The organism is Pseudomonas paraeruginosa, assembly GCF_003025345.2.
GTDB lineage: Bacteria > Pseudomonadota > Gammaproteobacteria > Pseudomonadales > Pseudomonadaceae > Pseudomonas > Pseudomonas paraeruginosa.
The window spans coordinates 5,885,001-5,910,708 of record NZ_CP020560.1 but is presented as its reverse complement, the minus strand read 5'-3'; the positions used below and the strand labels follow the sequence as shown (position 1 = coordinate 5,910,708).

The 25,708-nt window shown below is 67.8% G+C and carries 24 protein-coding genes (1 of these 24 running past the window's edge); 18 read left to right on the top strand and 6 right to left on the bottom strand.

The window, feature by feature from the left end; translation table 11 throughout:
- Window positions 1–139 precede the first annotated feature (139 nt).
- Genes B7D75_RS27960 through argE form a run of 4 tightly spaced genes read left to right on the top strand, consistent with a single transcriptional unit; the run spans window position 140 to window position 3,816 of the window.
- Complete coding sequence (locus B7D75_RS27960) at window positions 140–1,492, top strand: flavin-containing monooxygenase (RefSeq protein ID WP_107114610.1); 1,353 nt, start codon at window positions 140–142, stop codon at window positions 1,490–1,492.
- Window positions 1,492–1,914 carry a RidA family protein gene (locus tag B7D75_RS27955; protein WP_003096732.1) on the top strand — a complete coding sequence of 141 codons (423 nt, stop codon included), beginning with the start codon at window positions 1,492–1,494 and terminating at the stop codon, window positions 1,912–1,914. The genes B7D75_RS27960 and B7D75_RS27955 overlap by 1 nt, the downstream gene beginning before the upstream one ends.
- 13 nt (window positions 1,915–1,927) lie before the next feature.
- Window positions 1,928–2,602, top strand: coding sequence for a DUF1028 domain-containing protein (locus B7D75_RS27950; protein WP_034082414.1), 675 nt, complete (start codon window positions 1,928–1,930; stop codon window positions 2,600–2,602).
- Between the two features lie 59 nt (window positions 2,603–2,661).
- A complete protein-coding gene (gene argE / locus B7D75_RS27945; RefSeq protein WP_107114609.1) occupies window positions 2,662–3,816 on the top strand; it encodes an acetylornithine deacetylase in 1,155 nt (384 codons plus the stop codon).
- Here argE and cdhR read toward each other — a convergent pair.
- Window positions 3,746–4,756, bottom strand: a complete 1,011-nt coding sequence (gene cdhR / locus B7D75_RS27940) for an HTH-type transcriptional regulator CdhR (RefSeq protein WP_003153460.1) — start codon at window positions 4,754–4,756, stop codon at window positions 3,746–3,748. The genes argE and cdhR overlap by 71 nt on opposite strands.
- A 210-nt stretch (window positions 4,757–4,966) precedes the next feature.
- Here cdhR and B7D75_RS27935 point away from each other — a divergent pair, with 210 nt between their 5' ends.
- From B7D75_RS27935 to B7D75_RS27915, 5 genes are all read left to right on the top strand, one after another.
- Entirely contained in the window at window positions 4,967–5,905 is a 939-nt protein-coding gene (locus B7D75_RS27935; RefSeq protein WP_107114608.1) for a choline ABC transporter substrate-binding protein, read from the top strand.
- A gap of 72 nt (window positions 5,906–5,977) precedes the next feature.
- Entirely contained in the window at window positions 5,978–6,862 is an 885-nt protein-coding gene (locus tag B7D75_RS27930) for a BKACE family enzyme (RefSeq protein ID WP_003153458.1), read from the top strand.
- A 49-nt stretch (window positions 6,863–6,911) separates the two neighbouring features.
- A complete protein-coding gene (locus B7D75_RS27925; RefSeq protein ID WP_107114607.1) occupies window positions 6,912–7,877 on the top strand; it encodes an L-carnitine dehydrogenase in 966 nt (321 codons plus the stop codon).
- A 50-nt stretch (window positions 7,878–7,927) separates the two neighbouring features.
- On the top strand, window positions 7,928–8,407 hold the full coding sequence (locus B7D75_RS27920) for a thioesterase family protein (RefSeq protein WP_034082408.1): 480 nt from the start codon (window positions 7,928–7,930) through the stop codon (window positions 8,405–8,407).
- 5 nt (window positions 8,408–8,412) lie between these two features.
- Entirely contained in the window at window positions 8,413–9,408 is a 996-nt protein-coding gene (locus B7D75_RS27915) for an acylcarnitine hydrolase (protein ID WP_107114606.1), read from the top strand.
- On the opposite strand, the gene B7D75_RS27910 is transcribed toward B7D75_RS27915, so the two are convergent.
- Window positions 9,352–10,419 (bottom strand): YeiH family protein, encoded by a 1,068-nt coding sequence (locus B7D75_RS27910; protein WP_058136310.1) that lies wholly within the window; start codon window positions 10,417–10,419, stop codon window positions 9,352–9,354. The two genes, B7D75_RS27915 and B7D75_RS27910, sit on opposite strands and share 57 nt — an antisense overlap.
- 107 nt (window positions 10,420–10,526) lie before the next feature.
- Here B7D75_RS27910 and B7D75_RS27905 point away from each other — a divergent pair, with 107 nt between their 5' ends.
- Both B7D75_RS27905 and B7D75_RS27900 read left to right on the top strand, forming a co-directional pair.
- On the top strand, window positions 10,527–11,417 hold the full coding sequence (locus B7D75_RS27905; protein WP_003149677.1) for a LysR family transcriptional regulator: 891 nt from the start codon (window positions 10,527–10,529) through the stop codon (window positions 11,415–11,417).
- A 272-nt stretch (window positions 11,418–11,689) separates the two neighbouring features.
- On the top strand, window positions 11,690–11,938 hold the full coding sequence (locus B7D75_RS27900) for a hypothetical protein (RefSeq protein ID WP_003149675.1): 249 nt from the start codon (window positions 11,690–11,692) through the stop codon (window positions 11,936–11,938).
- Between the two features lie 52 nt (window positions 11,939–11,990).
- Here the strand turns inward: B7D75_RS27900 and gbdR are convergent, their stop codons facing one another.
- Window positions 11,991–13,094 carry a choline metabolism transcriptional regulator GbdR gene (gbdR, locus tag B7D75_RS27895; RefSeq protein ID WP_003096699.1) on the bottom strand — a complete coding sequence of 368 codons (1,104 nt, stop codon included), beginning with the start codon at window positions 13,092–13,094 and terminating at the stop codon, window positions 11,991–11,993.
- Window positions 13,095–13,508: 414 nt separating this feature from the next.
- Entirely contained in the window at window positions 13,509–14,885 is a 1,377-nt protein-coding gene (locus B7D75_RS27890) for an L-serine ammonia-lyase (RefSeq protein WP_033998040.1), read from the bottom strand.
- A gap of 463 nt (window positions 14,886–15,348) precedes the next feature.
- On the opposite strand from B7D75_RS27890, the gene B7D75_RS27880 reads away from it, so the two are divergent.
- The 3 genes from B7D75_RS27880 to choV are packed head-to-tail and all read left to right on the top strand — an operon-like array spanning window position 15,349 to window position 18,350.
- Window positions 15,349–16,287 carry a choline ABC transporter substrate-binding protein gene (locus tag B7D75_RS27880; protein WP_058136319.1) on the top strand — a complete coding sequence of 313 codons (939 nt, stop codon included), beginning with the start codon at window positions 15,349–15,351 and terminating at the stop codon, window positions 16,285–16,287.
- 41 nt (window positions 16,288–16,328) lie between these two features.
- Window positions 16,329–17,168 (top strand): choline ABC transporter permease subunit, encoded by an 840-nt coding sequence (gene choW / locus B7D75_RS27875; protein WP_012077971.1) that lies wholly within the window; start codon window positions 16,329–16,331, stop codon window positions 17,166–17,168.
- Window positions 17,169–17,171: 3 nt separating this feature from the next.
- The gene (gene choV / locus B7D75_RS27870) at window positions 17,172–18,350 is read left to right on the top strand and encodes a choline ABC transporter ATP-binding protein (RefSeq protein ID WP_003149671.1); all 1,179 of its coding nucleotides are present in this window, start codon (window positions 17,172–17,174) and stop codon (window positions 18,348–18,350) included.
- A 209-nt stretch (window positions 18,351–18,559) separates the two neighbouring features.
- Here the strand turns inward: choV and B7D75_RS27865 are convergent, their stop codons facing one another.
- Entirely contained in the window at window positions 18,560–20,110 is a 1,551-nt protein-coding gene (locus B7D75_RS27865; RefSeq protein WP_107114605.1) for a BCCT family transporter, read from the bottom strand.
- A gap of 332 nt (window positions 20,111–20,442) precedes the next feature.
- Here B7D75_RS27865 and betI point away from each other — a divergent pair, with 332 nt between their 5' ends.
- The 3 genes from betI (at window position 20,443) to betA (ending at window position 24,390) form a co-directional block, all read left to right on the top strand.
- Window positions 20,443–21,036, top strand: a complete 594-nt coding sequence (gene betI / locus B7D75_RS27855; protein WP_003096684.1) for a transcriptional regulator BetI — start codon at window positions 20,443–20,445, stop codon at window positions 21,034–21,036.
- Window positions 21,037–21,096: 60 nt separating this feature from the next.
- Window positions 21,097–22,569 carry a betaine-aldehyde dehydrogenase gene (gene betB / locus B7D75_RS27850; protein ID WP_058130366.1) on the top strand — a complete coding sequence of 491 codons (1,473 nt, stop codon included), beginning with the start codon at window positions 21,097–21,099 and terminating at the stop codon, window positions 22,567–22,569.
- A gap of 135 nt (window positions 22,570–22,704) precedes the next feature.
- Complete coding sequence (gene betA, locus B7D75_RS27845) at window positions 22,705–24,390, top strand: choline dehydrogenase (RefSeq protein WP_058146151.1); 1,686 nt, start codon at window positions 22,705–22,707, stop codon at window positions 24,388–24,390.
- A 45-nt stretch (window positions 24,391–24,435) separates the two neighbouring features.
- Here betA and B7D75_RS27840 read toward each other — a convergent pair whose 3' ends face one another.
- Window positions 24,436–24,840: an acyl-CoA thioesterase gene (locus B7D75_RS27840; protein WP_003096677.1), complete on the bottom strand. Its 405-nt coding sequence runs from the start codon at window positions 24,838–24,840 to the stop codon at window positions 24,436–24,438.
- A gap of 287 nt (window positions 24,841–25,127) precedes the next feature.
- Between B7D75_RS27840 and B7D75_RS27835 the strand changes: the two genes are divergently transcribed.
- Window positions 25,128–25,708 carry the start of an MFS transporter gene (locus B7D75_RS27835; protein WP_034082394.1) on the top strand. It continues 736 nt past the right edge of the window, so the window shows 581 of its 1,317 coding nt (coding positions 1–581); its start codon is at window positions 25,128–25,130; its stop codon lies off the right edge, out of view.

The following is a 25,708-nucleotide window of genomic DNA, read 5'->3' as shown; positions in this document are numbered from 1 at the left end:
CCGCCGAACGCGCGGGCGTGCAGCTTTTCCCTAGCCAGCGACTACAAAAATCATAATTTCGCTATTCCCCGGCTCTGAACAGAATGCGGCCATCACGCAACCGCAGAACAAGAACGACCAGAGTCCGAGGAACCGAGCCATGACCGACCTGAATCGCACCGCCTTGCCCTCGCGCACGGACGGGACCGTGGAAAAGACCGACACCCTCGTCGTCGGCGCCGGCCAGGCCGGCGTGGCGATGAGCGAACACCTGGGCCGTCTCGGCGTGCCGCACCTGGTCCTGGAGCGCAGCCGCATCGCCGAGGCCTGGCGCAGTGGGCGCTGGGATTCGCTGGTGGCCAACGGCCCGGCCTGGCACGACCGCTTCCCGGGAATGGAATTCGACAGCGATCCCGACGGCTTCCCCGGCAAGGACCAGGTGGCCGCCTATTTCGAGGCCTACGCGAAGCGGATCGCCGCGCCGATCCGCACTGGCGTCGAGGTGACGAAGGTGGTGCGCAACGTCGGCCGCCCCGGCTTCACCGTGGAAACCTCCGCCGGGACCATCGAGGCCAACCGCGTGGTCGCCGCCACCGGCCCGTTCCAGCGTCCGGTGATCCCGCCGATCGCGCCGCGCGACGAGCGTATCCGGCAGCTCCACTCGGCCCACTACCATAACCCGCGGCAGTTGCCCGAAGGCGCGGTACTGGTGGTCGGCGCCGGTTCGTCGGGGGTCCAGATCGCCGACGAGCTGCAACGTGCCGGGCGCCAGGTCTACCTCTCGGTGGGCGCCCATGACCGCCCGCCGCGTTCCTACCGTGGTCGCGATTTCTGCTGGTGGCTGGGGGTGCTCGGCGAATGGGACGCGGAAGTCGCCAAGCCCGGCCGCGAGCACGTGACCATCGCCGTGAGCGGCGCCCGCGGCGGACATACCGTGGACTTCCGCGCCCTGGCACAGCAGGGCGTGACCCTGGTCGGACTGACCAGGTCCTTCACCGACGGCGTCGCCACCTTCCAGCCGGACCTGGCGGAGAACCTGGCGCGCGGCGACGAGAACTACCTGGCGCTGCTCGACGCCGCCGACGCCTATGTCGCCCGCAACGGCCTCGACCTGCCGGAAGAGCCCGAGGCGCGCCGCCGGCTGCCCGATCCGGCGTGCGTGACCGATCCGATCCTCGAGCTGGACCTGGCCGCGGCCGGGGTGGGCAGCATCATCTGGGCCACCGGCTATGCCGTCGATTTCGGCTGGCTGCAGGTCGACGCCTTCGACCCGAACGGCAAGCCGCGCCACCAGCGCGGCGTGTCCAGCGAACCCGGCGTGTACTTCATCGGCCTGCCCTGGCTGTCGCGGCGCGGCTCCTCGTTCATCTGGGGCGTCTGGCACGACGCTCGCCACGTCGCCGACCACATCGCCATCCAGCGCAAGTACCTCGACTACCACGCCGCCGCGCAACGCCAGCAACCGGAACGCGCCGCGCCCGCCCCGCAAACCAGCCTGCAGGAAGTCAGCTGATGCCTACCCACACCCGCATACGCATGTTCAACACCAAGGACACCTATCCCAACCAGTCCCTGGACAACGACCTCTGCCAGGCCGTGCGCGCCGGCAACACGGTGTACGTGCGCGGCCAGGTCGGCACCGACTTCGACGGCAACCTGGTCGGCCTCGGCGACCCGCGCGCCCAGGCCGAGCAGGCGATGAAGAACGTCAAACAATTGCTGGAAGAAGCCGGTAGCGACCTCTCGCACATCGTCAAGACCACTACCTACCTGATCGACCCGCGCTACCGCGAGCCGGTCTATCGCGAGGTCGGTAAATGGCTCAAAGGGGTGTTCCCGATTTCCACCGGGCTGGTGGTCTCGGCCCTCGGCCAGCCGCAGTGGCTGATGGAGATCGACGTGATCGCGGTGATTCCCGACGACTGGCAGCAATGAGGAGGCGCGCGCCATGACCTTTTCCATCGTCGGCCGCTGCGCCGAAACCGGCCAGTTGGGCATCGCCATCAGCTCGTCGAGCATCGCCGTCGGCGCCCGTTGTCCCTGGCTGCGCGCCGGCACCGGCGCGGTGGCCACGCAGAACATCACCCTGCCGGCGCTCGGCCCGCAGATCCTCGACCGCCTCGACCAGGGCCTGGCCCCTGGCGAAGCGCTGGACCAGGCGCTGAGCAGCAACGGCTATGGCCAGTACCGCCAGGTCACGGTGATCGACCAGCACGGCCGCACCGCGTTGTTCACCGGCCGCGAGGCGCTCGGCGTGCACCACGCGCTGGCTGGCGAGCAATGCGTGGCGGCCGGCAACCTGCTGGCCGCGCCGGCGGTGATCGAGGCGATGGTGGATGCCTTCGAGAACGCCGAAGGCCTGCTCGCCGAGCGCCTGCTGGCGGCGATGGGGGCCGCGCTGGCCGCTGGCGGCGAGGCCGGGCCGGTGCATTCGGCGGCGCTGTCGGTGGTCGGCGACCTGCTCTGGCCGGTGGTCGACCTGCGCGTCGACTGGGCCGAGCAAGACCCCATCGGCCAGCTCGAGCGACTGTGGCTCGCCTACAAGCCGCAGATGCAGGACTATGTGACCCGCGCCCTCGACCCGACCCGTGCGCCGAGCTACGGCGTGCCCGGCGACGAGTGAGGCCGCCGTTCCCTTTCCTACGACGGCGCGCCGCGGACGGTGCGCCACTGGAGTCCGACATGCCTGGCAGCCGCGACATCCTCGCCGACCTGGTGGCCTTCGACACCGTCAGCCGCGAGTCCAACCTGGCGCTGATCGACTACGTCCGCGACTACCTGGCGGGTTTCGGCGTCGACAGCGAACTGTTCTTCGACGCCGAGGGCCGCAAGGCCAATCTCTACGCCACCATCGGCCCCAGCGACCGTGGCGGCGTCTGCCTTTCCGGGCATACCGACGTGGTGCCGGCGGACGGCCAGGCCTGGAGCGTGCCGCCGTTCCGGCTCAGCGAGCGCGACGGCCGCCTCTACGGGCGTGGCACGGCGGACATGAAGGGCTACCTGGCCTGCGTGCTGGCGGCCGTCCCGGCGTTCCTCGCCGCGCCGCTGCGCCTGCCGGTGCACCTGGCGTTCTCCTACGACGAGGAAGTCGGCTGCCTGGGCGTCCGTTCGCTGCTCGCGGCGCTGGAGCGGCGTCCGCACAAGCCGTTGCTGTGCATCATCGGCGAGCCCACCGAGCTGAAGCCGGTGCTCGGCCACAAGGGCAAGCTGGCCATGCGCTGCGAGGTGCACGGCGCGGCCTGCCATTCGGCCTACGCGCCGCAGGGGGTGAATGCCATCGAATACGCCGCGCGGCTGATCGGCCGCCTCGGCGAGATCGGCGCGCGCCTGGCGGCGCCGGAGCGCCACGACCGGCGTTTCGATCCGCCCTGCTCGACGGTGCAGACCGGGCTGATCCAGGGCGGTCGCGCGCTGAACATCGTGCCCGCCGAATGCCGCTTCGACTTCGAGATCCGTGCGCTGCCGGCGGACGACCCGCGACAGGTCGCCGAGGAGCTCCGCGACTACGCTGAAAGCGAACTGCTGCCGCAAATGCGCGCCGTGCAGCAAGGCACCGACATTCGCTTCACGCCGCTATCGGCCTATCCCGGGCTGCTCACCGCCGCCGACAGCCAGGCGGCGGAACTGATCGGCCTGCTCAGCGGTTCGACGGAATTTTCCACCGTGGCCTTCGGCACCGAAGGCGGTCTGTTCCATGAAGCCGGCATCCCGACGGTGATCTGCGGTCCCGGCAGCATGGACCAGGGCCACAAGCCGGACGAGTTCGTCAGCCTCGCTCAGCTCGAGGCGTGCGACGCCCTGCTGGCGCGCCTGGCGGCGTGGCTGCGGGAGCCTTGAGCGGCAGCACCGCGCGATCCTGGCTGGGACTGGCGGCGAAGCGCGCGCGGTAGCTGCGGGAGAAGTACGAAGGCGACTCGAAGCCGCAGGCCAGGCTCACCTGTAGCACGCTGAGGTCGGTCTGGCGCAGCAACTGGCGGGCCTTGTCCAGGCGCAGGCCGAGGTAGAAGTTCGAGGGCGTGTCGTCCAGGTGCACGCGGAACAGCCGTTCCAACTGGCGGCGGGTGACCTGGATGCGCTCGGCCAGCTCCAGGGTGGTCAGTGGTGGCTCGGTATGCCGCTCCATCTCGCCGATCACCTGCACCAGCTTGCGGTTGCTCACCCCATAGCGGGTCGCCACCTGCAGGCGCTGGTGGTCCTGGCGCGGGCGGATGCGGCCGAGCACGAACTGCTCGGAAACCTGCACCGCCAGCTGCGGGCCGTGGGCCTGGGCGATCAGGTCGAGCATCAGGTCGATGGAGGCGGTGCCGCCGGCCGAGGTGATGCGCGGGCCGTCGATCTCGAACAGTTCCTGGGTCACGGTCAACTGCGGGTAGGACTCCTGGAAGGCGTCGATGGCTTCCCAGTGCAGGGTTGCGCGACGCCCGTCGAGCAGCCCGGCCTCGGCCAGCACCACGCTGCCGGTATCGATGCCGCCGAGGGTCACACCGTTGCGGTCGAGCTTGCGCAGCCACTGTACCAGCCGAGGAGTGACCGCCCGCAGCGGCTCGAAACCAGCCACCACGAACAGCAGGTCGCCCTTCTCCAGCGGCTCCAGCGCGCCGTCGCTGTTCACCGACATGCCATTGCTGGCCAGCACCGGGCCGCCGTCGGCGCTGAGCACGTGCCAGCGGTAGAGGTCGGCGTGGAAGCGGTTGGCCACTCGCAATGGCTCCACGGCGGAAACGAAGCCCATTACCGAGAAGCCGGGCAGCAGGAGGAACCAGAAGTCCTGGGACATGGGGAGCTCCATGGTCGAGGTTGCGCAGCCTGTGTGTAGCGCAGGCCTGCCGCGCTTGGCAATGGTCAGGTCGCTGCAGTGCAAGAGCTGGTCGCCGCAGTGCGTTTCGCCGCGGCGCCGCCTGCGTACCTTGGTCGCCAGGACCAGCCCCGGGAGGGGCCGGCACCGACCTCGCAGAAAAACAACCAATAGCCGCACGAGGGGAGACCGATGAAGACGACGATTCGCCAGCTGGGCTGCGCCCTGCTGATCCTGGCCAGTGGCGCCGCCCTGGCCGCCGAACCCGAGCAGTGCCGCACGGTGCGCCTGGGCACGGTGAACTGGACCGACGTGGTCGCCAGCAGCGCCGTGGCCGAAGCCTTGCTCGATGGCCTGGGCTACCAGGTGAAGCAGACCAGCGCCTCGCAACAGATCGTCCTGGCCGGCCTGGCCGACAAGCAGCTGGACCTGTTCCTCGGTTACTGGCAACCGACCATGCAACCGGTCGCCAGGCCTTACCTGGACAAAGGCCGGATCGAAGTGATCGAACCGCCGACCCTGGCCGACGCGCAGTCCACCTATGCGGTGCCGCGCTACGTCGCCGAGGGCGGGCTGAAGACCTTCGCCGACATCGCCCGCTTCAAGGACAAGCTCGGCGGCCGCATCTACGCCATCGAGCCGGGCAGCGGCTCGAACCGCATCACCCGGAAGATGATCGACGACGACCGTTTCGGCCTGAAGGGCTTCCAGCTGGTGGAATCCAGCGAGGCCGGGATGCTCACGGCGGTGAAGCGGGCGATCAAGCGCAAGCAGTGGGTGGTGTTCTTCGGCTGGAAGCCGCATCCGATGAACCTGCAGATCGACATGGCCTACCTCACCGGCAGCGAGGATGTGTTCGGTCCCGACGAAGGCGCGGCCACCGTCTCCACCATGACCGCCGCCGGCTACCAGGCGCAGTGCGGCAATGTCGCCCGGCTGTTGCGCAACCTGCGTTTCAGCAGCGCTCAGGTCAGCCAGGTGATGGCGCCAATCCTCGAGCGCACCCAGCCCCTCGACGCCGCGCGCCAGTGGCTGAAGGCCAACCCCGAGCCACTGAAGGCCTGGCTGGAGGGCGTGAGCACCTTCGACGGCAAGGACGGCCTGGCCGCGCTCCAGGCCTCGCTGAAGTAACCCGCACCTATCCGTTCCGCCCGGCGCGACCGGGCGGGGCTTCGTACACCCCGAATACAGGGAGCTACCACCGTGAACCATGAAGTCATCGTCACCTGCGCGGTGACCGGCGCCGGCGATACCGTCGGCCGGCATCCGGCGATCCCGGTCACCCCCAAGCAGATTGCCGAGGCCGCCATCGAGGCGGCCAGGGCCGGCGCCACCGTCGCCCACTGCCACGTCCGTGATCCCGCCACCGGCAAGCCCAGCCGCGACGTGGCGCTGTACCGCGAAGTGGTCGAGCGGATCCGCGAGAGCGACACCGACGTGATCATCAACCTCACCGCCGGCATGGGCGGCGACCTGGAGATCGGCAAGGGCGAGCAGCCCCTGGAGTTCGGCGCCGGCACCGACCTGGTCGGCCCGCTGGAGCGGCTGAAGCACGTCGAGGAGCTGCTGCCGGAAATCTGCACCCTGGACTGCGGTACCCTCAACTTTGGCGACGGTGACTACATCTATGTCTCCACCCCGGCCCAGTTGCGCGCCGGCGCCCGGCGCATCACCGAACTGGGGGTCAAGGCCGAGCTGGAAATCTTCGATACCGGCCACCTCTGGTTCGCCAAGCAGATGCTCAAGGAAGGGTTGCTGGAGGACCCGCTGTTCCAGATCTGCCTGGGCATTCCCTGGGGCGCGCCGGCCGATACCACGACCATGAAGGCGATGGCCGACAACCTGCCGCCGGGGGCGACCTGGGCCGGCTTCGGCATCGGCCGCACGCAGATGCCGATGGTCGCCCAGGCCATGTTGCTGGGCGGCAACGTGCGGGTCGGCCTGGAGGACAACATCTGGCTGGACAAGGGCGTGCCGGCGAGCAACGGCAGCCTGGTGGAGCGCGCCATCGAGATCATCGAGCGCCTCGGCGGGCGCGCCCTGAGCCCGGCGGAAGGGCGCCGCAGGATGAACCTGAAGCCGCGCTGATTTCTTTCCCCCGCCCCGCAGGGGGCGGGAACAACCTCTGGAGATGTCCATGTCCTTCGTCACCGAGATCAAGACCTTCGCCGCCCTCGGTAGCGGCGTCATCGGCAGCGGCTGGATCGCCCGCGCCCTGGGCCACGGCCTCGACGTCGTCGCCTGGGATCCGGCGCCGGGCGCCGAAGCGGCGTTGCGCGCGCGTGTCGCCAACGCCTGGCCGGCCTTGCGCAAGCAGGGCCTGGCGCCCGGTGCGGCGCAGGAGCGCCTGCGCTTCGTCGCCAGCATCGAGGAATGCGTGGGCGACGCCGATTTCGTCCAGGAGAGCGCCCCCGAGCGGCTCGACCTGAAGCTCGACCTGCACGCCCGGATCAGCGCTGCGGCGCGGCCCGACGTGCTGATCGGTTCGTCCACCTCGGGCCTGCTGCCCAGCGAGTTCTACGCCGAGGCGAGCCACCCAGAGCGCTGTCTGGTCGGCCACCCGTTCAACCCGGTCTACCTGCTGCCGCTGGTGGAGGTGGTCGGCGGCGAACGCACCGCTGCCGAGGCCGTGCGGGCGGCGATGCGGGTCTACGAGTCGCTGGGCATGCGTCCGCTGCACGTACGCAAGGAAGTGCCCGGCTTCATCGCCGACCGCCTGCTCGAGGCGCTCTGGCGCGAGGCGTTGCACCTGGTCAACGACGGCGTGGCCACGACCGGCGAGATCGACGATGCGATCCGCTTCGGCGCCGGCCTGCGCTGGTCGTTCATGGGCACCTTCCTGACCTACACCCTGGCCGGCGGCAACGCCGGCATGCGCCACTTCATGGCGCAGTTCGGGCCGGCGCTGCAACTGCCCTGGACCTACCTGCCGGCGCCGGAACTCACCGAAGCCCTGATCGACCGGGTGGTGGAGGGCACCGCCGGGCAGCAGGGCGCGCGCAGCATCGCCGAACTCGAACGCTACCGCGACGACTGCCTGCTGGCGGTGCTCGGGGCGATCAGGGAAACCAAGGCCCGGCACGGCTTCGCCTTCGCCGAATGACCTGACGTGTCTTCCGCCCCGCCGGGCGGAGCGCAACCACGGAGCCTGCCATGAGCCAAGCCCTGACGACCTACGAAACGCCGGTCCTGCCCGAGTGGGTGGACTACAACGGCCACTTGCGCGACGCCTTCTACCTGTTGGTCTTCAGCTACGCCACCGACGCGCTGATGGCGCATATCGGCCTGGACAGCCAGAACCGCGAGGCCAGCGGACATTCGCTGTTCACCCTGGAATGCCACCTGAACTTCCTCCATGAGGTGAAGGAGGGCGCCAGGGTCGAGGTACGCACGCAACTGCTCGGCCACGACCGCAAGCGCCTGCATGTCCACCATGCCCTGTATCTGCCTGGCAGCGGGCAGGCGCTGGCGCTGAGCGAGCAGATGCTGCTCCATGTCAGCCTCGATGGCCCGCGCTCGGTGCCGTTCGAAGGCGAGGTGCTGGCGCGGGTCGAGGCGCTCGCCGAGGCGCATCGCGCGCTTCCCGTGCCGGAAGGCGTCGGCCGGGTGATCGGCCTGCCGCCGGTGCGCTGAGCGCGATGGCCGCGAAGTATCCGCTGTCTCCGGCGATGTGGCGCTTCGTCGAGCGCAGCCGGGCGTTCGCCAGCGACAGTCCGCGCCTGGATGCGCAACGCGCGGCCTACGCGCGGATGTGCAAGGCGTTCGCGCCGCCGCGCCCGGCCGGTTTGCTGGTGGTCGACTCCTGCTTGCCGGCCGCGCCGCCGGTGCGCGTGCGCCGCTATCGCCCCGAGCGCCCGGCACCGCCCGGCGGCTGGCCGGCGCTGCTCTACCTGCACGGTGGCGGCTGGATGCTCGGCGGCCTCGATTCACACGATTTCATCTGCGCCGACCTGGCGGCGCGCCTCGGCCTGCTGGTGCTGGCGGTGGATTACCGGCTGGCGCCGGAGCATCCGTTCCCGGCGGCCTTGCAGGACTGCCTGCGTGCCTGGCAGGCGCTGAGCCTGGGCGAGCTGGACGAAGCGCTGGACCCACGCCGCCTGCTGGTGGCCGGCGACAGCGCCGGCGGCAACCTGGCGGCGGCGCTGTGCCTGGCCCTGCGCGATGGCGGCGCGCCGTCTCCGGCCGCGCAGGTACTGGTCTACCCCTTGCTGTCCGCCGCGTCATCGCCCTCGCGGATCGACTACGTCGACGCGCCGTTGCTCGGCCTCGGCGATGTGCAGGCGTGCCTGGACGCCTACCTGCCGCTGGAGGGGCTGCGCGACCAGGCGCTGGCGCTGCCTTTGGAGGCGGCTGATTTCAGCGGCCTGCCGCCGGCCTTCGTGGCGGTCGCCGAGTTCGACCCGCTGCGCGACGACGGCGAGCGCTATTGCGCAGCGCTGCGGGCAGCGGGAGGGCAGGCGTGTTTCTACCCGGGGCGCGGGCTGGTCCATGGCTGCCTGCGCGGCCATGGCATCGACGAGGTGGAAGCCCTGCACGACGCTTTGCGCCAGGCCCTGCGGCACTCCCTGGCGGAAGGCTCAGGCGAGCGCCAGGCGGGTGAGGAAGCCACCGCCGAGCACCAGCCAGGCGAATAGCAGGGCGGCCAGCAGCAATGGCTTGAGGCCGGCGCGGCGGATCGCCGAGAGGTGCGTGCCGAGGCCGAGGCCGGCCATCGCCATGGCCAGGAGGAAGGTGTCGAGGTCGTTGACGTGACTGACCAGCGCTGGCGGCAGCTCGACCAGCGAATTGAGCCCGGCGACCAGCACGAAGCCGACGGCGAACCAGGGAATGGTGATCTTCGCCGCGCCGCTGTGCTGCCGGCGGTGTGCCTTGTCGCGTGCCAGCCAGGCCGAGAGCAGGATCAGGAAAGGCGCCAGCATCATCACCCGGACCATCTTGGCGATCACCGCGGTGTCCGCCGCCTCGATGCCGATCGAACGACCCGCGGCGACCACCTGGGCCACCTCGTGCACCGTGGCGCCGATGTATACGCCCCAGACGCCGGGGTCGCGCGGCAGCAGCCCGCAGTCCTGGTCGAGCTGGAACAGCGCCGGGTAGAGGAAGATGCCCAGGGTGCCGAACACCACCACGGTGGAGACCGCCACCGCGACCTGTTCGGCGCGGCCGCGCACCACCGGCTCGGTGGCCATTACCGCGGCGGCGCCGCAGATCGAGCTGCCGGCGCCGATCAGCAGGGTGGTGGTGCGGTCCAGGCCGAACAGCCGGGTGCCGAGCAGGCACGCCAGGCCGAAGGTGCTGGCGAGCATCAGGGCGTCCAGCAGCACGCCGTGCAATCCGACGCCGGCGATGTCCTGGAAGGTCAGGCGCAGGCCGTAGAGGATGATCCCGGCGCGCAGCAGGATCTGCTTGGAGAAGCCGACGCCGGCGGCGCTGCCGGCGGCGATCCGAGGGTACAGGGTGTTGCCGGCGACGATGCCGAGCACGATGGCCAGGGTCAGCGCGCTGATGCCGTTGTGCTGCAACCATTGCGAACGACCCAGGAGGATCGCCGCGCCGGCCAGGGCGGCGCTGAGCAGCAGGCCGGGGATGAGTTTCTGGACCTGGGCCAGGGGTCTGGTAGCGGTCTTGACGGGGAGGGTGTGCATCCTTCGCTCCTCAGGTGAGGTCACGGGACGCAGGTTAGGGAGCGGCAATGGATTTGTGAAACGAATAGTTTCTGTATTAAATACCTGAAAAACAGGTAGATCCTCCCATGGCCCTCAGTTTTCGTCAGCTCCAGATCTTCTGCGCGGTAGCTCGCAGCGGCAGCACCACGGCGGCGGCGGAATCCATCTCGCTGTCGCAGTCGGCCACCAGCGCCGCGCTCAATGAGCTGGAGTCGCAGCTTTCCACGCGCCTGTTCGACCGGGTCGGCAAGCGCCTGCAACTCAATGAGGTCGGCCGCCGCTTCCTGCCCCAGGCGTTGCGCCTGCTCGACGGCGTGGCGCAACTGGAGCAGCAGTTCGCGGCTTCCGCGGCGCCCCAGGCGAGCCTGACGGTGGCGGCCAGCAGCACCATCGGCAACTACGTGCTGCCACGCCTGCTGGCGTCCTTCGAACGCGAGCAACCGGGCGTGAGGGTCGACGCCAGCATCGGCAACACCGGTTCGGCGGTGCACGACGTGGTGACCTTCGCCGCGGACATCGGCCTCATCGAAGGTCCCTGCCACGAGCCCGGCCTGCGGGTGGAGCCCTGGCTCGAGGACAGCCTGATCGTGGTGGCGGCGCCCGGTCATCCGCTGGCCGCGCGCACCCAGGTTTCCCGCGAGGCCCTGCGCCGAGCGCGCTGGCTGCTGCGCGAGCCGGGCTCAGGGACGCGCGAGGAAGTCAGCCATGCCCTGCTGGGCCACCTGCACTACCTGGAAGACAGCCTCGACCTGGGCAGCTCCGAGGCGATCAAGCACAGCGTCGCCGCCGGGCTGGGCATCAGTTGCCTGTCGCGCTGGGTGGTCGAGGAACAGCTGGCCTCCGGCGCGCTGGTCGAGCTGCGCAGCAGCCTGCCACCGCTGCGCCGGCGCTTCTACATGCTGCGCCAGCGCGACAAGTTCCTCTCGCCGGGTTTCGAGCGTTTCTGGGAGCACTGCCGGGCCGGTCTCGCGGCCTGAGGGGCGGCGCGCCGGCACAAAAAAATCCCCCTGTCGCGCCCGACGCGCGAAGGGGGATGAAAAAGGAGCCAGGAACGGCCCTCAGTGTGAGCCTGGCGTCTTCCGCAAGCCGTGAGCTGCCTCGGAGGTCGCTGGGGAGGATTGTGGCGGTGTCGGCGAGCACTGGATTAGCCGAAAACGACCTGCCCATGCCCAGGCGGGACAGCCCCCTTGCCGGGAGCGGCGCGCGCTCAGCAGAATCGACGGCAATCCCCATCGAAGGAGCTGCCGCGATGATGCACGCCGATCTGATCGACCAGGACGATTTCCGCGAACGCCTGCAGGCGCTGGGCTTCAGCGTGCCGCCGGACGCGACTCCGGAGCAGGCCTGCGAATACGCCGTGCGCGGTCTCAGCCCGGAGCGCGCACAGGCGCTGCGACGGCTGGTGGAGGACATGCTCGGCGGCCCCGCCACGCTGCTGCCGGCAGTGCGCGAGGCGATCTCCCGGCAATTGCTGCCGGCGCTGGTGCCGCGCGGCTGAAGAGACGCTGCCCGCTCCCCTCACGGGAGCGGGCAGGAGCGCGCCGGGTCGCTCAGATCCTCACGCTGGCGAAGGTCGATTCCCCTTGCGCCTGGCTCAGGGCCGACAGCGCCGAGGAGTTGGGCATCAGCGCCAGGTCCTGCGGGATCGGCATCAGCACCACCGGCTGGCCCAGCGGCTGGCCCTGGCGCTCGTCGCGCGGCGGGATGCCGAAGTACTCGCGATAGCACTTGGAGAAGTGCGGGGTGGAGACGAAGCCGCAGACCGAGGCCACCTCGATGATCGACATGGAGGTCTGCTTGAGCAGCTGGCGCGCGCGGATCAGGCGCAGCTTCAGGTAGTAGCGCGACGGCGAGCAGTGCAGGTACTTCTGGAACAGGCGCTCGAGCTGGCGCCGCGAGACGTTGACGTAGACCGCCAGTTCGTCGAGGTCGATCGGTTCCTCCAGGTTCGCCTCCATCAGCGCGACGATCTCCTGCAACTTCGGCTGGTTGGTGCCGAGCATGTGCTTGAGCGGCACGCGCTGGTGGTCCTGCTCGTTGCGGATGCGCTCGTAGATGAACATCTCGGAGATCGCTGCCGACAGCTCGCGGCCATGCTCGCGGCCGATCAGGTGCAGCATCATGTCCATCGGCGCGGTGCCGCCGGAGGAGGTGAAGCGGTTGCGGTCTATCGAGAACAGACGGGTACTCATGGCTACCCGCGGGAAGGCTTCCTGCATCGCCGCCAGGCATTCCCAGTGCACGCTGCAATCGTAGCCGTCGAGCAGGCCGGCGCGGGCCAGCGCCCAACTGCCGGTGCACACCGCGCCGAGGCGCCGGCCCTGGCGGGCCTGGGCCTGGAGGAAGGTGACGTGCTCGCGGGTGACGCTGCGCTGGATGCCGACGCCGCCGCAGACGATCACGCAATCCACCGCCGGGGCGTTGTCGGTACCGGCGTCGGGGGTGATCTGCAGACCGTCGCTGGCCCAGACCTGGCGGCCGTCCAGGCTCAGCGTGTGCCAGCGGTAGAGTTCGCGCCCCGAGAGCTGGTTGGCCATGCGCAGCGGCTCCACTGCCGATGCCAGGGAGATGAGGGTGAAATTGTCCAGCAGCAGGAAGCCGATGGACTGCGGATTTCGGTTCTGTGGTGGGACTCCGGGCGCGTACGTGGTCATGGGTGCATCTCCTCACGCTGAGCAAGCAGGCCTCGATCAGAGGCTCTTTTATGATTGTTGGTATTGCCGGCTGGCCTGGGCCACGCCGTGCCGTTGCTTGTTACCAGAGCAAGGCAAATGCCATGCCTATGTTGATTGGGCGTTCAATTAAAAAAGTCCGAAGGCTTTAGCTCGGGATTTTCCATCGGACCTGGCGGAATGGCGGCAACGGAGACGATTGGCGCGCGTCGCGCGCTTGAGCATTTCGGTAGCACCAGGGCGGCGCCCGGCGAGGGGGCGGGGGAGCGGCCCTGGCGACAAATGTAACGATGGGCGGCGATCCGTTACGCCGGAGTGTGCCGGATGGCGACCGCCCGGTCACGCGTCATATGCGCCAAAAAGTGGCGCCTTGATCGTTTCGTGAGCAATTCCGGTTCAGCATTCGATGGCGTTGACCGCCAGGCCTCCGCGCGAGGTTTCCTTGTATTTGTCGTGCATGTCGGCGCCGGTGTCGCGCATTGTGCGGATCACCTTGTCCAGCGAGATGAAATGCTGGCCGTCGCCGCGCAAGGCCATCTGCGCCGCATTGATGGCCTTCACCGCGGCGATCGCGTTGCGCTCGATGCAGGGCACCTGGACCAGCCCGCCGACCGGGTCGCAAGTCAGCCCGAGGTTGTGCTCCAGGCCGATCTCGGCGGCGTTCTCGACCTGTGCCGGGGTGGCGCCGAGGACCTCCGCCAGGCCGGCGGCGGCCATCGCGCAGGCCGAGCCGACCTCGCCCTGGCAGCCGACCTCGGCGCCGGAGATCGAGGCGTTCTTCTTGCACAGGATGCCCACCGCGGCGGCGGCCAGCAGATAGTCGACGACGTCGTGGTCCCGGGCGTCGGGATTGAACTTCATGTAGTAGTGCAGTACCGCCGGGATGATCCCCGCCGCGCCGTTGGTCGGCGCGGTGACCATGCGCCCGCCGGCGGCGTTCTCCTCGTTCACCGCCAGGGCGAACAGGTTGACCCATTCCATGGCGCTGAGGGTCGAGCCGATCACGTTGGGCTTGCCGATCTCCTGCAGGTTGCGGTGCAGGCGCGCGGCGCGACGCTGCACGTTGAGCCCGCCGGGGAGGATGCCTTCGTTGCGCAGGCCGTTGTCGACGCAGTCGCGCATCGCCTGCCAGATGCGCCGCAGGCCTTCGCGGATGTCGGTCTCGCTGCGCCAGGTGCGTTCGTTGGCCAGCATCAGCTCGGATACCCGCAGGTTGTGCCGCTTGCACAGCAGCAACAGTTCCTCGGCGCTGGAGAAGTCGTAGGGCAGCACCGTGTGGTCCTGGTCGAGCTGGCCGGAGGCGGCCTGCCCGGCGTCGACCACGAAGCCGCCACCGACCGAGTAGTAGGTTTCCTGGTGCAGTTCGCCCTGTTCGCCGTAGGCGACCAGGGTCATGGCGTTGGGGTGGTAGGGCAGGTTCTCGTCGAGCAGGCGCATGTCGCGCACCCAGTCGAACGCTACCGGGAAGCTCCCGTCCAGTTGCAGCAGGCCGCTGTCGAGCAGGGCGGCCATGCGCGGGGCGATCTGCGTCGGGTCGATGCGGTCCGGCCATTCGCCCATCAGGCCCATGATCACCGCGCGATCGGTGCCGTGGCCGACGCCGGTGGCAGACAGCGAGCCGTACAGGCGCACCTCGAGGCGGCGTACCGCCGGCAGCGCCTGGCGTTGGCGCAGGGCGGCGGTGAACAGCGCGGCGGCGCGCATCGGGCCGACGGTGTGCGAACTGGACGGGCCGATACCGATCTTGAAAAGGTCGAACACACTGATAGCCATGCCGGCCTCCGGGAATACCGCGGCATCCATGCCTGCGTAGTGGGGGTGGCGGCTCCTCCGCCCGCGTTTCCTGCGCATCATCGGGCTTTCCCCGGGGCGGGCCGCATCCGCCACCGACCCGGCCATGTCCAAAAGCGCCGCGTTCGCGCATGGAGCGGGGAACCTCCGTGGCCGCCGGGCGTCTGCACCTGCGCGGTGGCGAAATGCGAACGGGCTCGCGCCGCTCTGAAAACGGCATCCGCCGGTCGCCGGCAAAGGCCACTATGATTGAATGCGACACAGCGGGTACTGAATGCGACCCCGCCTGCACTGGTTGCGACCCACCCGGTAGGCGACGGATGCGTCCTGTTTCATGATCGTTCACGAATTGCCCGCTGAGGGCCGCAACCGGTCGGCCCGCTACAGACAGACCGCCGCGCCTTCCGGGGCAGCGCCGGCGCCTTACCCTGCAGAGGAGTTCGCTATGAAAGGTTGCAAGTCTTGGCTGCTGGTCGTGTCTTTATGCGCACCGCTGGCAGCCCAGGCCGCGGAGCCCGAATCCTGTGGGTCGGTGCGTTTCGCCGATGTCGGCTGGACCGACATCACCGTGACCACCGCCGTCACCCGCCAGGTCCTCGAGTCCCTCGGCTACAAGACCAGGGTCAATCTGCTCTCGGTGCCGGTGACCTACCGCTCCCTGGCCAACAACGACCTCGATGTGTTCCTGGGCAACTGGATGCCCACCATGACCAACGACATCAAGCAGTACGCCGAGAAAGGCACGGTCGAGACGCTGCGCGCCAATCTGGAGGGTGCCAAGTACACTCTGGCGGTTCCCCAGTACGTCTACGAGGGCGGCCTGCGCAGCTTCGCCGATATCGCGAAGTTCTCCGACAAGCTGGGCAACAAGATCTACGGCATCGAGCCGGGCAACGACGGCAACCGCGTCGCCCAGAGCATGATCGACAAGAACGCCTTCGAGCTGGGCAGGTTCAAGCTGGTGGAATCGAGCGAGGCGGGCATGCTCTCGCAGGTGCAGCGGGCGATCCGGCGCAACCAGTGGGTGGTGTTCCTCGGCTGGGAGCCGCACCCGATGAATACGCGCTTCCAGATGAAGTACCTGGAAGGCGGCGACGACTTCTTCGGCCCCAACTATGGCGGCGCGACCATCTACACCAACGTGCGCAAGGGCTACGCCCAGGAATGCGCCAACGTCGGCCGGCTGTTGAAGAACCTCAGCTTCACCCTCGAGATGGAGAACAAGCTGATGGATGCCGTACTCAACGACAACAAGAAACCCGAGGAAGCCGCTAAGGCCTGGTTGAAGGACCACCCGGAACAGCTCGATGCCTGGCTGGCCGGCGTCACCACGCGCGACGGGCAGCCTGCCGCGGCTGCGGCCAAGCTGGCCTTCGCCAAGTAGGCGACCGGTCGTTCATTTCCCGCTCTTGATGGACCCTGATTATGTTCCTGACTGATCACAAGCTCCCGCTGGGAGAGCAGATCGCCGGTTTCGTCGACTGGCTGACCCTGCATGGCGCATCGTTCTTCGACAAGGTTTCCGACACCCTGGAATTTCTCATCCACGGCGTCACCAACGGACTGCTCTGGTTCAACCCGCTGGTGCTGATCGCCCTGCTGGTGGGGCTGGTGCACGTCATTCAGCGCAGTTGGGGGCTGACCGTGTTCGCCCTGGCCTCGCTGCTGCTGATCCTCAACCTGGGCTACTGGCAGGAGACCATGGAAACCCTCGCCCAGGTGATATTCGCCACCCTGGTGTGCATCGCCGTCGGCGTGCCGCTGGGGATCGTCGCCGCGCACAAGCCGTGGTTCTACACCGCGCTGCGGCCGCTGCTGGACCTGATGCAGACGGTGCCGACCTTCGTCTACCTGATCCCGACCCTGACCCTGTTCGGCCTCGGTGTGGTGCCGGGGCTGATCTCCACGGTGATCTTCGCCGTCGCCGCGCCGATCCGCCTGACCTGCCTGGGTATCCAGGACGTGCCGGCGGAGCTGCTCGACGCCGGCAAGGCCTTCGGCTGCTCGCGCTGGCAACTGCTGACGCGCATCGAGCTGCCGCATGCGATGCCGAGCATCGCCGCCGGCATCACCCAATGCATCATGCTCTCCCTGTCGATGGTGGTGATCGCCGCGCTGGTCGGCGCCGATGGCCTCGGCAAGCCGGTGGTGAACGCGCTGAACACCGCCGACATCTCCCTCGGCTTCGAAGCCGGCCTGGCCATCGTCCTGCTCGCCATCCTGCTCGACCGGGTGTGCAAGCAGCGCGCCGTGAAGGGGAAATAAGCCATGACCGCGATCCGATTCGACCACGTGGACGTCATCTTCGGCACCCACACCAAGGAAGCCCTGAAGCTCCTCGACCAGGGCCTCGGCCGCGCCGAGATCCTCAAGCGCACCGGCCAGGTGCTCGGCGTCGAGGACGCCTGCCTGGACGTCAACCGCGGCGAGATCTGCGTGCTGATGGGGCTTTCCGGCTCCGGCAAGTCGAGCCTGCTGCGCTGCATCAACGGCCTGAACAAGGTCAGCCGCGGCAAGCTGCTGATCGAGCACGAAGGTTCGCAGGTGGACATCGCCAACTGCTCGCCGGCGACCCTCAAGGCGATGCGCACCAAGCGCATCGCCATGGTGTTCCAGAAGTTCGCCCTGATGCCCTGGCTGACGGTGGCCGAGAACGTCGGTTTCGGCCTGGAGATGCAGGGCCGCCCGGCCGCCGAGCGGAAGAAACTGATCGACGAGAAGCTCGAGCTGGTCGGCCTCTCGCAGTGGCGCGACAAGCGTCCCGACTCGCTCTCCGGCGGCATGCAGCAGCGCGTCGGCCTGGCCCGCGCGCTGGCGATGGACGGCGACATCCTGCTGATGGACGAACCCTTCTCCGCCCTCGACCCGCTGATCCGCCAGCAATTGCAGGACGAACTGCTGGTGCTGCAACGGCAACTGCACAAGACCATCGTGTTCGTCAGCCACGACCTCGACGAGGCGCTGAAGATCGGCACCCGTATCGCGATCATGAAGGACGGCCGGATCATCCAGCACGGCAGGCCGGAAGAGATCGTGCTGAGCCCGGCGGACGACTACGTGCGTACCTTCGTCGCCCATACCAACCCGCTCAACGTGCTGTGCGGGCAGAGCCTGATGCGTGGCCTCGACCAGTGCATCCGGCAGAACGACGAGATCTGCTTCGACCAGGGCCGCGACTGCTGGATCGGCCTGAGCGAAGGCGACGTGCTCAAGGGCGCGCGCCAGGGCGGCAACGTCATCGACCTGCAACGCTGGCGCCAGGGCGACCCGGTGGAGAAGCTGCGCCGCGAACCGACCCTGGTGGATGTCAGCATCCGCATGCGCGATGCCTTGCAGATCCGCTACCAGACCGGCCACAAGCTGGTCCTGCAGGAGCAGGACAGGGTGGTCGGGGTGCTCGGCGACAGCGAGCTGTATCACGCGCTGCTGGGCAAGAACCTCGGCTGACTCCCGCCACGGCCCCCTCCGGGGCCGCTTCGAATGCCCGGCGCTGCCGGGCATTCGCGTTTATCCTCCGCGCTTTTTCCGTCTGCTCTTCCTTTCGCGCGCTTCCTCCGGCATGCGCCGGGCGACCGGGAGGCACGAAAGAAAGGCCCGGCGAAACGCCGGGCCGAGTACGCACCTGACTGGAGAGGGCGCCCGAGCGGCGCCGGACTTCAGGTCTGCGGCTGGGTTGGCGCCGGCACCGGCTGGTAGGTGCGGCGGTCGCCGACCTGGGCCTCGTAGTCGGCGCGCATGGCCTTGTGCAGGCCGAACATGAACAGGATCAGCACCGCCGAGAACGGCAGCCCGGCGAGCACCACGACGGTCTGCATCGCCGTGAAGTTGCCGGCGAACAGCAGGCCGATGGTGACTACCGTGACGACGGCCGACCAGAGGATGCGCAGCCAGTTCGGCGCGTCCTCGTCCAGCTCGCCGCCGCTGCGCGAGAGATTGGCCAGCATCACCGAGCCGGAATCCGCCGGGGTGAGGAACAGCACGAAGCCGACGAAGATCGACAGGCCGATGACGATCTTCGACAGCGGATAGTGTTCCAGCAGCAGGTAGATCGACATAGACGGCTGCTCCAGCGCGGCCTTGCCGAGATCGGTCGCGCCGTGGTTCATCACCAGATCCAGGGCGCTGTTGCCGAATACCGACAGCCAGGCCAGGGTGAAGCCCAGCGGGATCAGCAGTACCCCGCAGACCAGTTCGCGTACGCTGCGGCCCCGGGAGATGCGGGCGATGAACATGCCGACGAAGGGCGCCCAGGAAATCCACCAGGCCCAGTAGAACAGGGTCCACAGGCCCAGCCATTCCTCGCTCTTGCCAGCGCCGGCGCCGGTGTAGACGTAGAGGTCGAAGGTCTTCAGCACCAGGCCGTCGAGATAGTCGCCGAGGTTCTGCACGAAGCCGTTGAGCAGTTCCAGGGTCGAACCGCAGACCAGCACGAACACCAGCAGCGAGCTGAACAGCACGATGTTCAGGTTGGACAGCCGGCGGATGCCTTTCTCGATGCCGGACACCGCCGCCAGCGTGGCGACCAGGCTCATCACCAGGATCACCGCCAGCAGGGTGCCCTTGCTGTGCGGGATGCCGGTGAGGTACTCGAGACCGGACGACACCTGCAGGGCGCCGATGCCCAGGTTGGTCACCAGCCCGAGGAGGGTGACGAAGATACCGAAGCAATCCACCGCGTGGCCCGCGGCGCCTTTCACCCAGCGTTCGCCGAGGATCGGATAGAGCGCCGAGCGCAACGCCAGCGGCTGGCGATGGCGGTAGGCGAAGTAACCGACGGCGAGGCCGACCAGGGCATAGATCGCCCAGCCGTGCAGGCCCCAGTGGAGGAAGGTCAGTTGCAGCGCCTGGCGCGCCGCCTGAGGGCTGCCGGGAACGCCTTCGGGTGGGTGGTAGAGGTGGTCGATCGGCTCGGAGGCGGCGAAGTAGAGCAGCGAGATGCCGATCCCGGAGGAGAACAGCATGCCGGCCCAGGCGCCGTAGCTGAAGTCCGGCTTCTCGTGGTCCTCGCCGAGCTTGAGGGTGCCGAAGCGCGAGAAGGCGATCCAGACCACGAAGAACAGGTAGGCACCGATGGCCAGCATGTAGTACCAGCCGAAGCTGTGCGACAGCCACGCCTGGATGCGGCCGAGCAAGGCTCCGGCGCTATCGGGATAGAGGATGAGGGCGGCGGTCAGAACCAGGATCAGTGCGGTCGAGCCGAAGAACACGATCGGGTTCAGACGTACCTGCTCGTTTGTTTTTATTGGCGAAGCAGTACTCATTGGAGGATGACCCCATGGCAGTGAAAGCATGGCGGCTTATGGCCGCGGACTACAGACACAGCATTGCCACCCCACTTGAAGCCCGGATTCTGCGATCCTTGGCGGACTTCGGCGACGAGGTGATGAACGGCGCGGGCCAGGTTGCACGCAGGCTGGGAGCCGCTCATGGACGCCGAGCTTATTCTTAGTTGATTGAACGTTCAATAAAAACAAAATAGACTGGCCACCAATGACGTCGGTCGGTGCCCGCACGCACCCATCGACGAGAGGAGATAGCAATGCCCAAGGTCGGTATGCAGCCCATCCGCCGCTCGCAACTGATTCACGCCACCCTGGAGGCGGTCGATCAGGTCGGCATGGGAGACGCCAGCATCGCCCTGATAGCCCGCCTGGCGGGTGTTTCCAACGGCATCATCAGCCACTACTTCCAGGACAAGAACGGCTTGCTGGAAGCGACCATGCGGCACCTGCTCAGCGCCTTGAGCAAGGCCGTGCGCGAACGCCGCGCGGCGCTCTACGACGACAGCCCGAGGGCGCACCTGCGAGCGATCGTCGAAGGCAACTTCGACGACAGCCAGGTCAATGGTCCGGCAATGAAGACCTGGCTGGCGTTCTGGGCGACCAGCATGCACCAGCCGGCACTGCGTCGATTGCAGCGGGTCAACGACCATCGCCTGTATTCGAACCTGTGCTACCAGTTCCGCCGCCAGCTTTCGGCGGACGACGCCCGCGCCGCGGCACGCGGCCTGGCGGCCCTGATCGACGGCCTGTGGTTGCGTGGCGCGCTGACCGGCGACGCCTTCGACACCGACGAGGCCCTGAACATCGCTTACGACTACCTCGACCAGCAGTTGGCAAAACAGTCGGGGTAGGGACGAAAACCCCTGCGGCGCCGCCTTGCGCCTGCGATACCGATAAGAGAGGACTGCAACATGGCCCGATTCGAAGAACAGAAGCTCTACATTGGCGGTCGCTACGTGGAGGCCAGCAGTGGCGCCACCTTCGAGACCATCAACCCGGCCAATGGCGAAGTGCTCGCCAAGGTCCAGCGGGCTTCCAGGGAAGACGTCGAGCGGGCCGTGCAGAGCGCCGTCGAAGGGCAGAAGGTGTGGGCGGCGATGACCGCCATGCAACGCTCGCGCATCCTCCGTCGCGCCGTCGACCTCCTCCGCGAGCGCAACGACGAACTGGCCGCCCTGGAAACCCTGGATACCGGCAAGCCGCTGGCGGAAACCCGCGCGGTGGACATCGTCACCGGCGCCGACGTGCTCGAGTACTACGCGGGCCTGGTCCCGGCCATCGAAGGCGAGCAGATTCCGCTGCGCGAAACCAGTTTCGTCTACACCCGCCGCGAGCCGCTGGGGGTGGTCGCCGGCATCGGCGCCTGGAACTACCCGGTGCAGATCGCCCTGTGGAAATCCGCCCCGGCCCTCGCTGCCGGCAACGCGATGATCTTCAAGCCCAGCGAGGTCACCCCGCTGACCGCCCTCAAGCTGGCCGAGATCTACACCGAGGCCGGCGTGCCGGACGGCGTGTTCAACGTGCTCACCGGCAGCGGACGCGAAGTCGGCCAGTGGCTGACCGAGCACCCGCTGATCGAGAAGATATCCTTCACCGGCGGCACCTCCACCGGCAAGAAGGTCATGGCCAGCGCCTCCAGCTCGTCGCTGAAGGAAGTGACCATGGAACTGGGTGGCAAGTCCCCGCTGATCATCTTCCCCGACGCCGACCTCGACCGCGCCGCCGACATCGCCGTCATGGCCAACTTCTTCAGCTCCGGCCAGGTCTGCACCAACGGCACCCGGGTATTCATCCACCGTTCCCAGCAGGCCCGCTTCGAAGCCAAGGTACTGGAGCGCGTGCAGCGCATCCGTCTCGGCGACCCGCAGGACGAGAACACCAACTTCGGCCCGCTGGTCAGCTTCCCGCACATGGAAAGCGTGCTCGGCTACATCGAGTCCGGCAAGGCGCAGAAGGCTCGCCTGCTGTGCGGCGGCGAACGGGTGACCGAGGGGGCGTTCGGCAATGGCGCCTACGTCGCGCCGACCGTGTTCACCGATTGCCGCGACGACATGACCATCGTCCGCGAGGAAATCTTCGGGCCGGTGATGAGCATTCTGGTCTACGACGACGAGGACGAGGCGATCCGCCGCGCCAACGACACCGAGTACGGCCTCGCCGCCGGCGTCGTGACCCAGGACCTGGCCCGCGCCCACCGCGCCATCCATCGCCTGGAAGCCGGCATCTGCTGGATCAATACCTGGGGCGAGTCGCCGGCGGAAATGCCGGTCGGCGGTTACAAGCAATCCGGTGTCGGTCGCGAGAACGGCCTGACCACCCTGGCTCACTACACTCGCATCAAGTCCGTGCAAGTGGAGCTGGGCGACTACGCCTCGGTGTTCTGAGCCTCGACGCAGCGCTCGAATCCCTAACCAGGCCGGTCCCAGGCAACGCTCCCTGACACCGGCCATTCCGAACTTCCAGACACCGGCGCGCCAGCGTCGCGGCCGGTGTCATGCCGAGAAAAGAGGAAGGCCTGCATGTCCCAGGAATTCGACTACATCATCATCGGAGCCGGCTCCGCCGGTAACGTACTCGCTACCCGCCTCACCGAAGACGCTGACGTCAGCGTCCTGCTGCTCGAGGCCGGCGGTCCCGACTACCGCTTCGATTTCCGCACCCAGATGCCGGCGGCCCTGGCCTTCCCGCTGCAGGGGCGGCGCTACAACTGGGCCTACGAGACCGACCCCGAGCCCTACATGAACAACCGTCGCATGGAGTGCGGCCGCGGCAAGGGCCTGGGCGGCTCCTCGCTGATCAACGGCATGTGCTACATCCGCGGCAATGCCCTGGACTTCGACGGCTGGGCCAAGGAGCCGGGCCTGGAGGACTGGAGCTACCTCGACTGCCTGCCGTACTTCCGCAAGGCGGAAACCCGCGACATCGGTCCCAACGACTACCATGGCGGCGACGGCCCGGTCAGCGTGACCACGCCGAAGGCCGGCAACAACCCGCTGTTCCATGCGATGGTCGAGGCCGGCGTGCAGGCCGGCTATCCGCGAACCGAAGACCTCAACGGCTACCAGCAGGAAGGCTTCGGCCCCATGGACCGCACCGTGACCCCGGAGGGCCGTCGCGCTGCCACCGGGCGCGGCTACCTGGACCAGGCCCGCGGCCGGCCCAACCTGACCATCGTCACCCACGCGCTGAGCGACCGCATCCTGTTCAGCGGCAAGCGCGCCATTGGCGTCTCCTACCTGGTCGGCAACGGCGACAATCCGGTCACCGCCCACGCCCGTCGCGAAGTGCTGGTATGCAGCGGCGCGATCGCCTCGCCGCAATTGCTGCAACGCTCCGGCGTCGGCCCGGCGGCCCTGCTGCGCGACCTGGACATCCCGGTGGTGCATGACCTGCCTGGCGTTGGCGCCAACCTGCAGGATCACCTGGAACTCTACCTGCAATACGCCTGCAAGCAGCCGGTGTCGATCTACCCGGCGACCAAATGGTGGAACCAGCCGGCCATCGGCGCCCAGTGGCTGTTCCTCGGCAAGGGCCTCGGCGCCAGCAACCAGTTCGAGGCCGGCGGCTTCATCCGTACCCGCGAGGCGTTCGAATGGCCGAACATCCAGTTCCATTTCCTCCCGGTGGCGATCAACTACAACGGCAGCAAGGGCGTGCAGGAGCATGGCTTCCAGGCGCACATGGGCTCGATGCGCTCGCCGAGCCGCGGGCGCATCCACCTGAAGTCCAGGGACCCGCGCCAGCATCCGAGCATCCTGTTCAACTACATGTCCCACGAGCAGGACTGGCAGGAGTTCCGCGACGGCATTCGGCTGACCCGCGAGATCATGAACCAGCCGGCGCTGGACCCCTATCGTGGCCGCGAGTTGAGCCCGGGCGTGAACGTGCAGTCGGACGCCGAGCTCGACGAGTTCATCCGCAACCATGCGGAGACCGCTTTCCACCCTTCCTGCTCGTGCAAGATGGGGAGCGACGACATGGCGGTGGTCGATGGCCAGGGGCGGGTCCATGGCATGGAAGGGCTGCGAGTGGTGGATGCGTCGATCATGCCGCTGATCATCACCGGCAACCTCAATGCCACCACCATCATGATGGCCGAGAAGATCGCCGACCGGATCCGCGGTCGCCAGCCACTGCCGCGCAGCACGGCGAAGTACTACGTGGCCGGGGATGCGCCGGTACGCGGCAAGCCCATGCGGGCCTGAGGAACGCGCAAACAAGAACGCCGGCGATAGCCGGCGTTCCTGCTTCTAGCCCCGGCGTGGCGGGACCGGGCGGGTGCGCCCGCTGCCATCGATGGCGACGAACACGAACACCGCCTCGGTGACCTTGCGCCATTCGCTGGACAGCGGGTCGTCGCTCCACACCTCGACCAGCATGCGGATCGAGCTGCGACCGACTTCCAGGGTCTGGGTATAGAAGGAAAGCTGGGCACCGACCGCGACCGGCACCATGAAGGCCATGCGGTCGATGGCGACGGTGGCGATACGGCCGCCGGCGATCTTGCTGGCCATGGCGGTTCCCGCCAGGTCCATCTGGGATACCAGCCAACCGCCGTAGATATCGCCGAAACCGTTGGTTTCGCGCGGCAGCGCGGTAATCTGCAAGGCCAGGTCTCCCTGGGGAATGGGGTCTTCTTGTTCAAGCTCGATCATAGGTAAGGGCCTCGTGCCCCCCGGATTTCTTGTTCAAGCGCGGTTTAGGGGAAAACTCTCCCAAAACGCCTGCCGGTGCAAGGTCTTGGGACAGCTTTCAGAGGCGCCGGGGCATTATATAGAGGAGTAGGGCGGCCGACGACCGCCCGGTTCTCTCTTCGACCGACTGTGTGGACATTCGTCGATTTGCTATGGTTTCGCTCCTGCGTCCCCGGGTCGCAGGTCGACACGCCTGCCGGTCGAACCCCGCTCATGCTTGCTGAACGAATAAAGAGAACAATCCCGACATGCCATCCGCGAATGCTCCCGAGGCGCCGGCCCAGCGTCCATTGACCCGCAGCGACTACAAGACCCTGTCCCTCTCCGCCCTGGGCGGAGCGCTGGAGTTCTACGACTTCATCATCTTCGTGTTCTTCGCCACCGTGGTCGGCAAGCTGTTCTTCCCGGCGGACATGCCGGAATGGCTGCGTCAGTTGCAAACCTTCGGCTTGTTCGCCGCCGGCTACCTGGCGCGGCCGCTGGGTGGGGTGATCATGGCCCACTTCGGCGACCTGCTCGGGCGCAAGCGCATGTTCACCCTGAGCATCTTCATGATGGCGGTGCCGACCCTGATCATGGGGTTGTTGCCGACCTACGCGCAGATCGGCATCTGGGCGCCGCTGGCGCTGCTCCTGCTGCGGGTGGTCCAGGGTGCCGCCATCGGTGGCGAGGTGCCGGGCGCCTGGGTGTTCGTCGCCGAGCATGTACCGGCGCGGCATGTCGGTTATGCCTGCGGGACGCTGACTTCCGGCCTGACGGCGGGCATCCTGCTGGGCTCGCTGGTGGCTACTGCGATCAATAGCTTCTATAGCGCGACAGAGGTGCAGGA

What these genes read in the sequence shown, in the direction of transcription:
- B7D75_RS27960 (WP_107114610.1), top strand. Translation starts at nt 140, where the DNA reads ATGACCGACCTGAATCGCACCGCCTTGCCCTCGCGCACGGACGGGACC.
- B7D75_RS27955 (WP_003096732.1), top strand. Translation starts at nt 1,492, where the DNA reads ATGCCTACCCACACCCGCATACGCATGTTCAACACCAAGGACACCTAT.
- B7D75_RS27950 (WP_034082414.1), top strand. Translation starts at nt 1,928, where the DNA reads ATGACCTTTTCCATCGTCGGCCGCTGCGCCGAAACCGGCCAGTTGGGC.
- argE (WP_107114609.1), top strand. Translation starts at nt 2,662, where the DNA reads ATGCCTGGCAGCCGCGACATCCTCGCCGACCTGGTGGCCTTCGACACC.
- cdhR (WP_003153460.1), bottom strand. Translation starts at nt 4,756, where the DNA reads ATGTCCCAGGACTTCTGGTTCCTCCTGCTGCCCGGCTTCTCGGTAATG.
- B7D75_RS27935 (WP_107114608.1), top strand. Translation starts at nt 4,967, where the DNA reads ATGAAGACGACGATTCGCCAGCTGGGCTGCGCCCTGCTGATCCTGGCC.
- B7D75_RS27925 (WP_107114607.1), top strand. Translation starts at nt 6,912, where the DNA reads ATGTCCTTCGTCACCGAGATCAAGACCTTCGCCGCCCTCGGTAGCGGC.
- B7D75_RS27920 (WP_034082408.1), top strand. Translation starts at nt 7,928, where the DNA reads ATGAGCCAAGCCCTGACGACCTACGAAACGCCGGTCCTGCCCGAGTGG.
- B7D75_RS27915 (WP_107114606.1), top strand. Translation starts at nt 8,413, where the DNA reads ATGGCCGCGAAGTATCCGCTGTCTCCGGCGATGTGGCGCTTCGTCGAG.
- B7D75_RS27910 (WP_058136310.1), bottom strand. Translation starts at nt 10,419, where the DNA reads ATGCACACCCTCCCCGTCAAGACCGCTACCAGACCCCTGGCCCAGGTC.
- B7D75_RS27905 (WP_003149677.1), top strand. Translation starts at nt 10,527, where the DNA reads ATGGCCCTCAGTTTTCGTCAGCTCCAGATCTTCTGCGCGGTAGCTCGC.
- B7D75_RS27900 (WP_003149675.1), top strand. Translation starts at nt 11,690, where the DNA reads ATGATGCACGCCGATCTGATCGACCAGGACGATTTCCGCGAACGCCTG.
- gbdR (WP_003096699.1), bottom strand. Translation starts at nt 13,094, where the DNA reads ATGACCACGTACGCGCCCGGAGTCCCACCACAGAACCGAAATCCGCAG.
- B7D75_RS27890 (WP_033998040.1), bottom strand. Translation starts at nt 14,885, where the DNA reads ATGGCTATCAGTGTGTTCGACCTTTTCAAGATCGGTATCGGCCCGTCC.
- B7D75_RS27880 (WP_058136319.1), top strand. Translation starts at nt 15,349, where the DNA reads ATGAAAGGTTGCAAGTCTTGGCTGCTGGTCGTGTCTTTATGCGCACCG.
- choW (WP_012077971.1), top strand. Translation starts at nt 16,329, where the DNA reads ATGTTCCTGACTGATCACAAGCTCCCGCTGGGAGAGCAGATCGCCGGT.
- choV (WP_003149671.1), top strand. Translation starts at nt 17,172, where the DNA reads ATGACCGCGATCCGATTCGACCACGTGGACGTCATCTTCGGCACCCAC.
- betI (WP_003096684.1), top strand. Translation starts at nt 20,443, where the DNA reads ATGCCCAAGGTCGGTATGCAGCCCATCCGCCGCTCGCAACTGATTCAC.
- betB (WP_058130366.1), top strand. Translation starts at nt 21,097, where the DNA reads ATGGCCCGATTCGAAGAACAGAAGCTCTACATTGGCGGTCGCTACGTG.
- betA (WP_058146151.1), top strand. Translation starts at nt 22,705, where the DNA reads ATGTCCCAGGAATTCGACTACATCATCATCGGAGCCGGCTCCGCCGGT.
- B7D75_RS27840 (WP_003096677.1), bottom strand. Translation starts at nt 24,840, where the DNA reads ATGATCGAGCTTGAACAAGAAGACCCCATTCCCCAGGGAGACCTGGCC.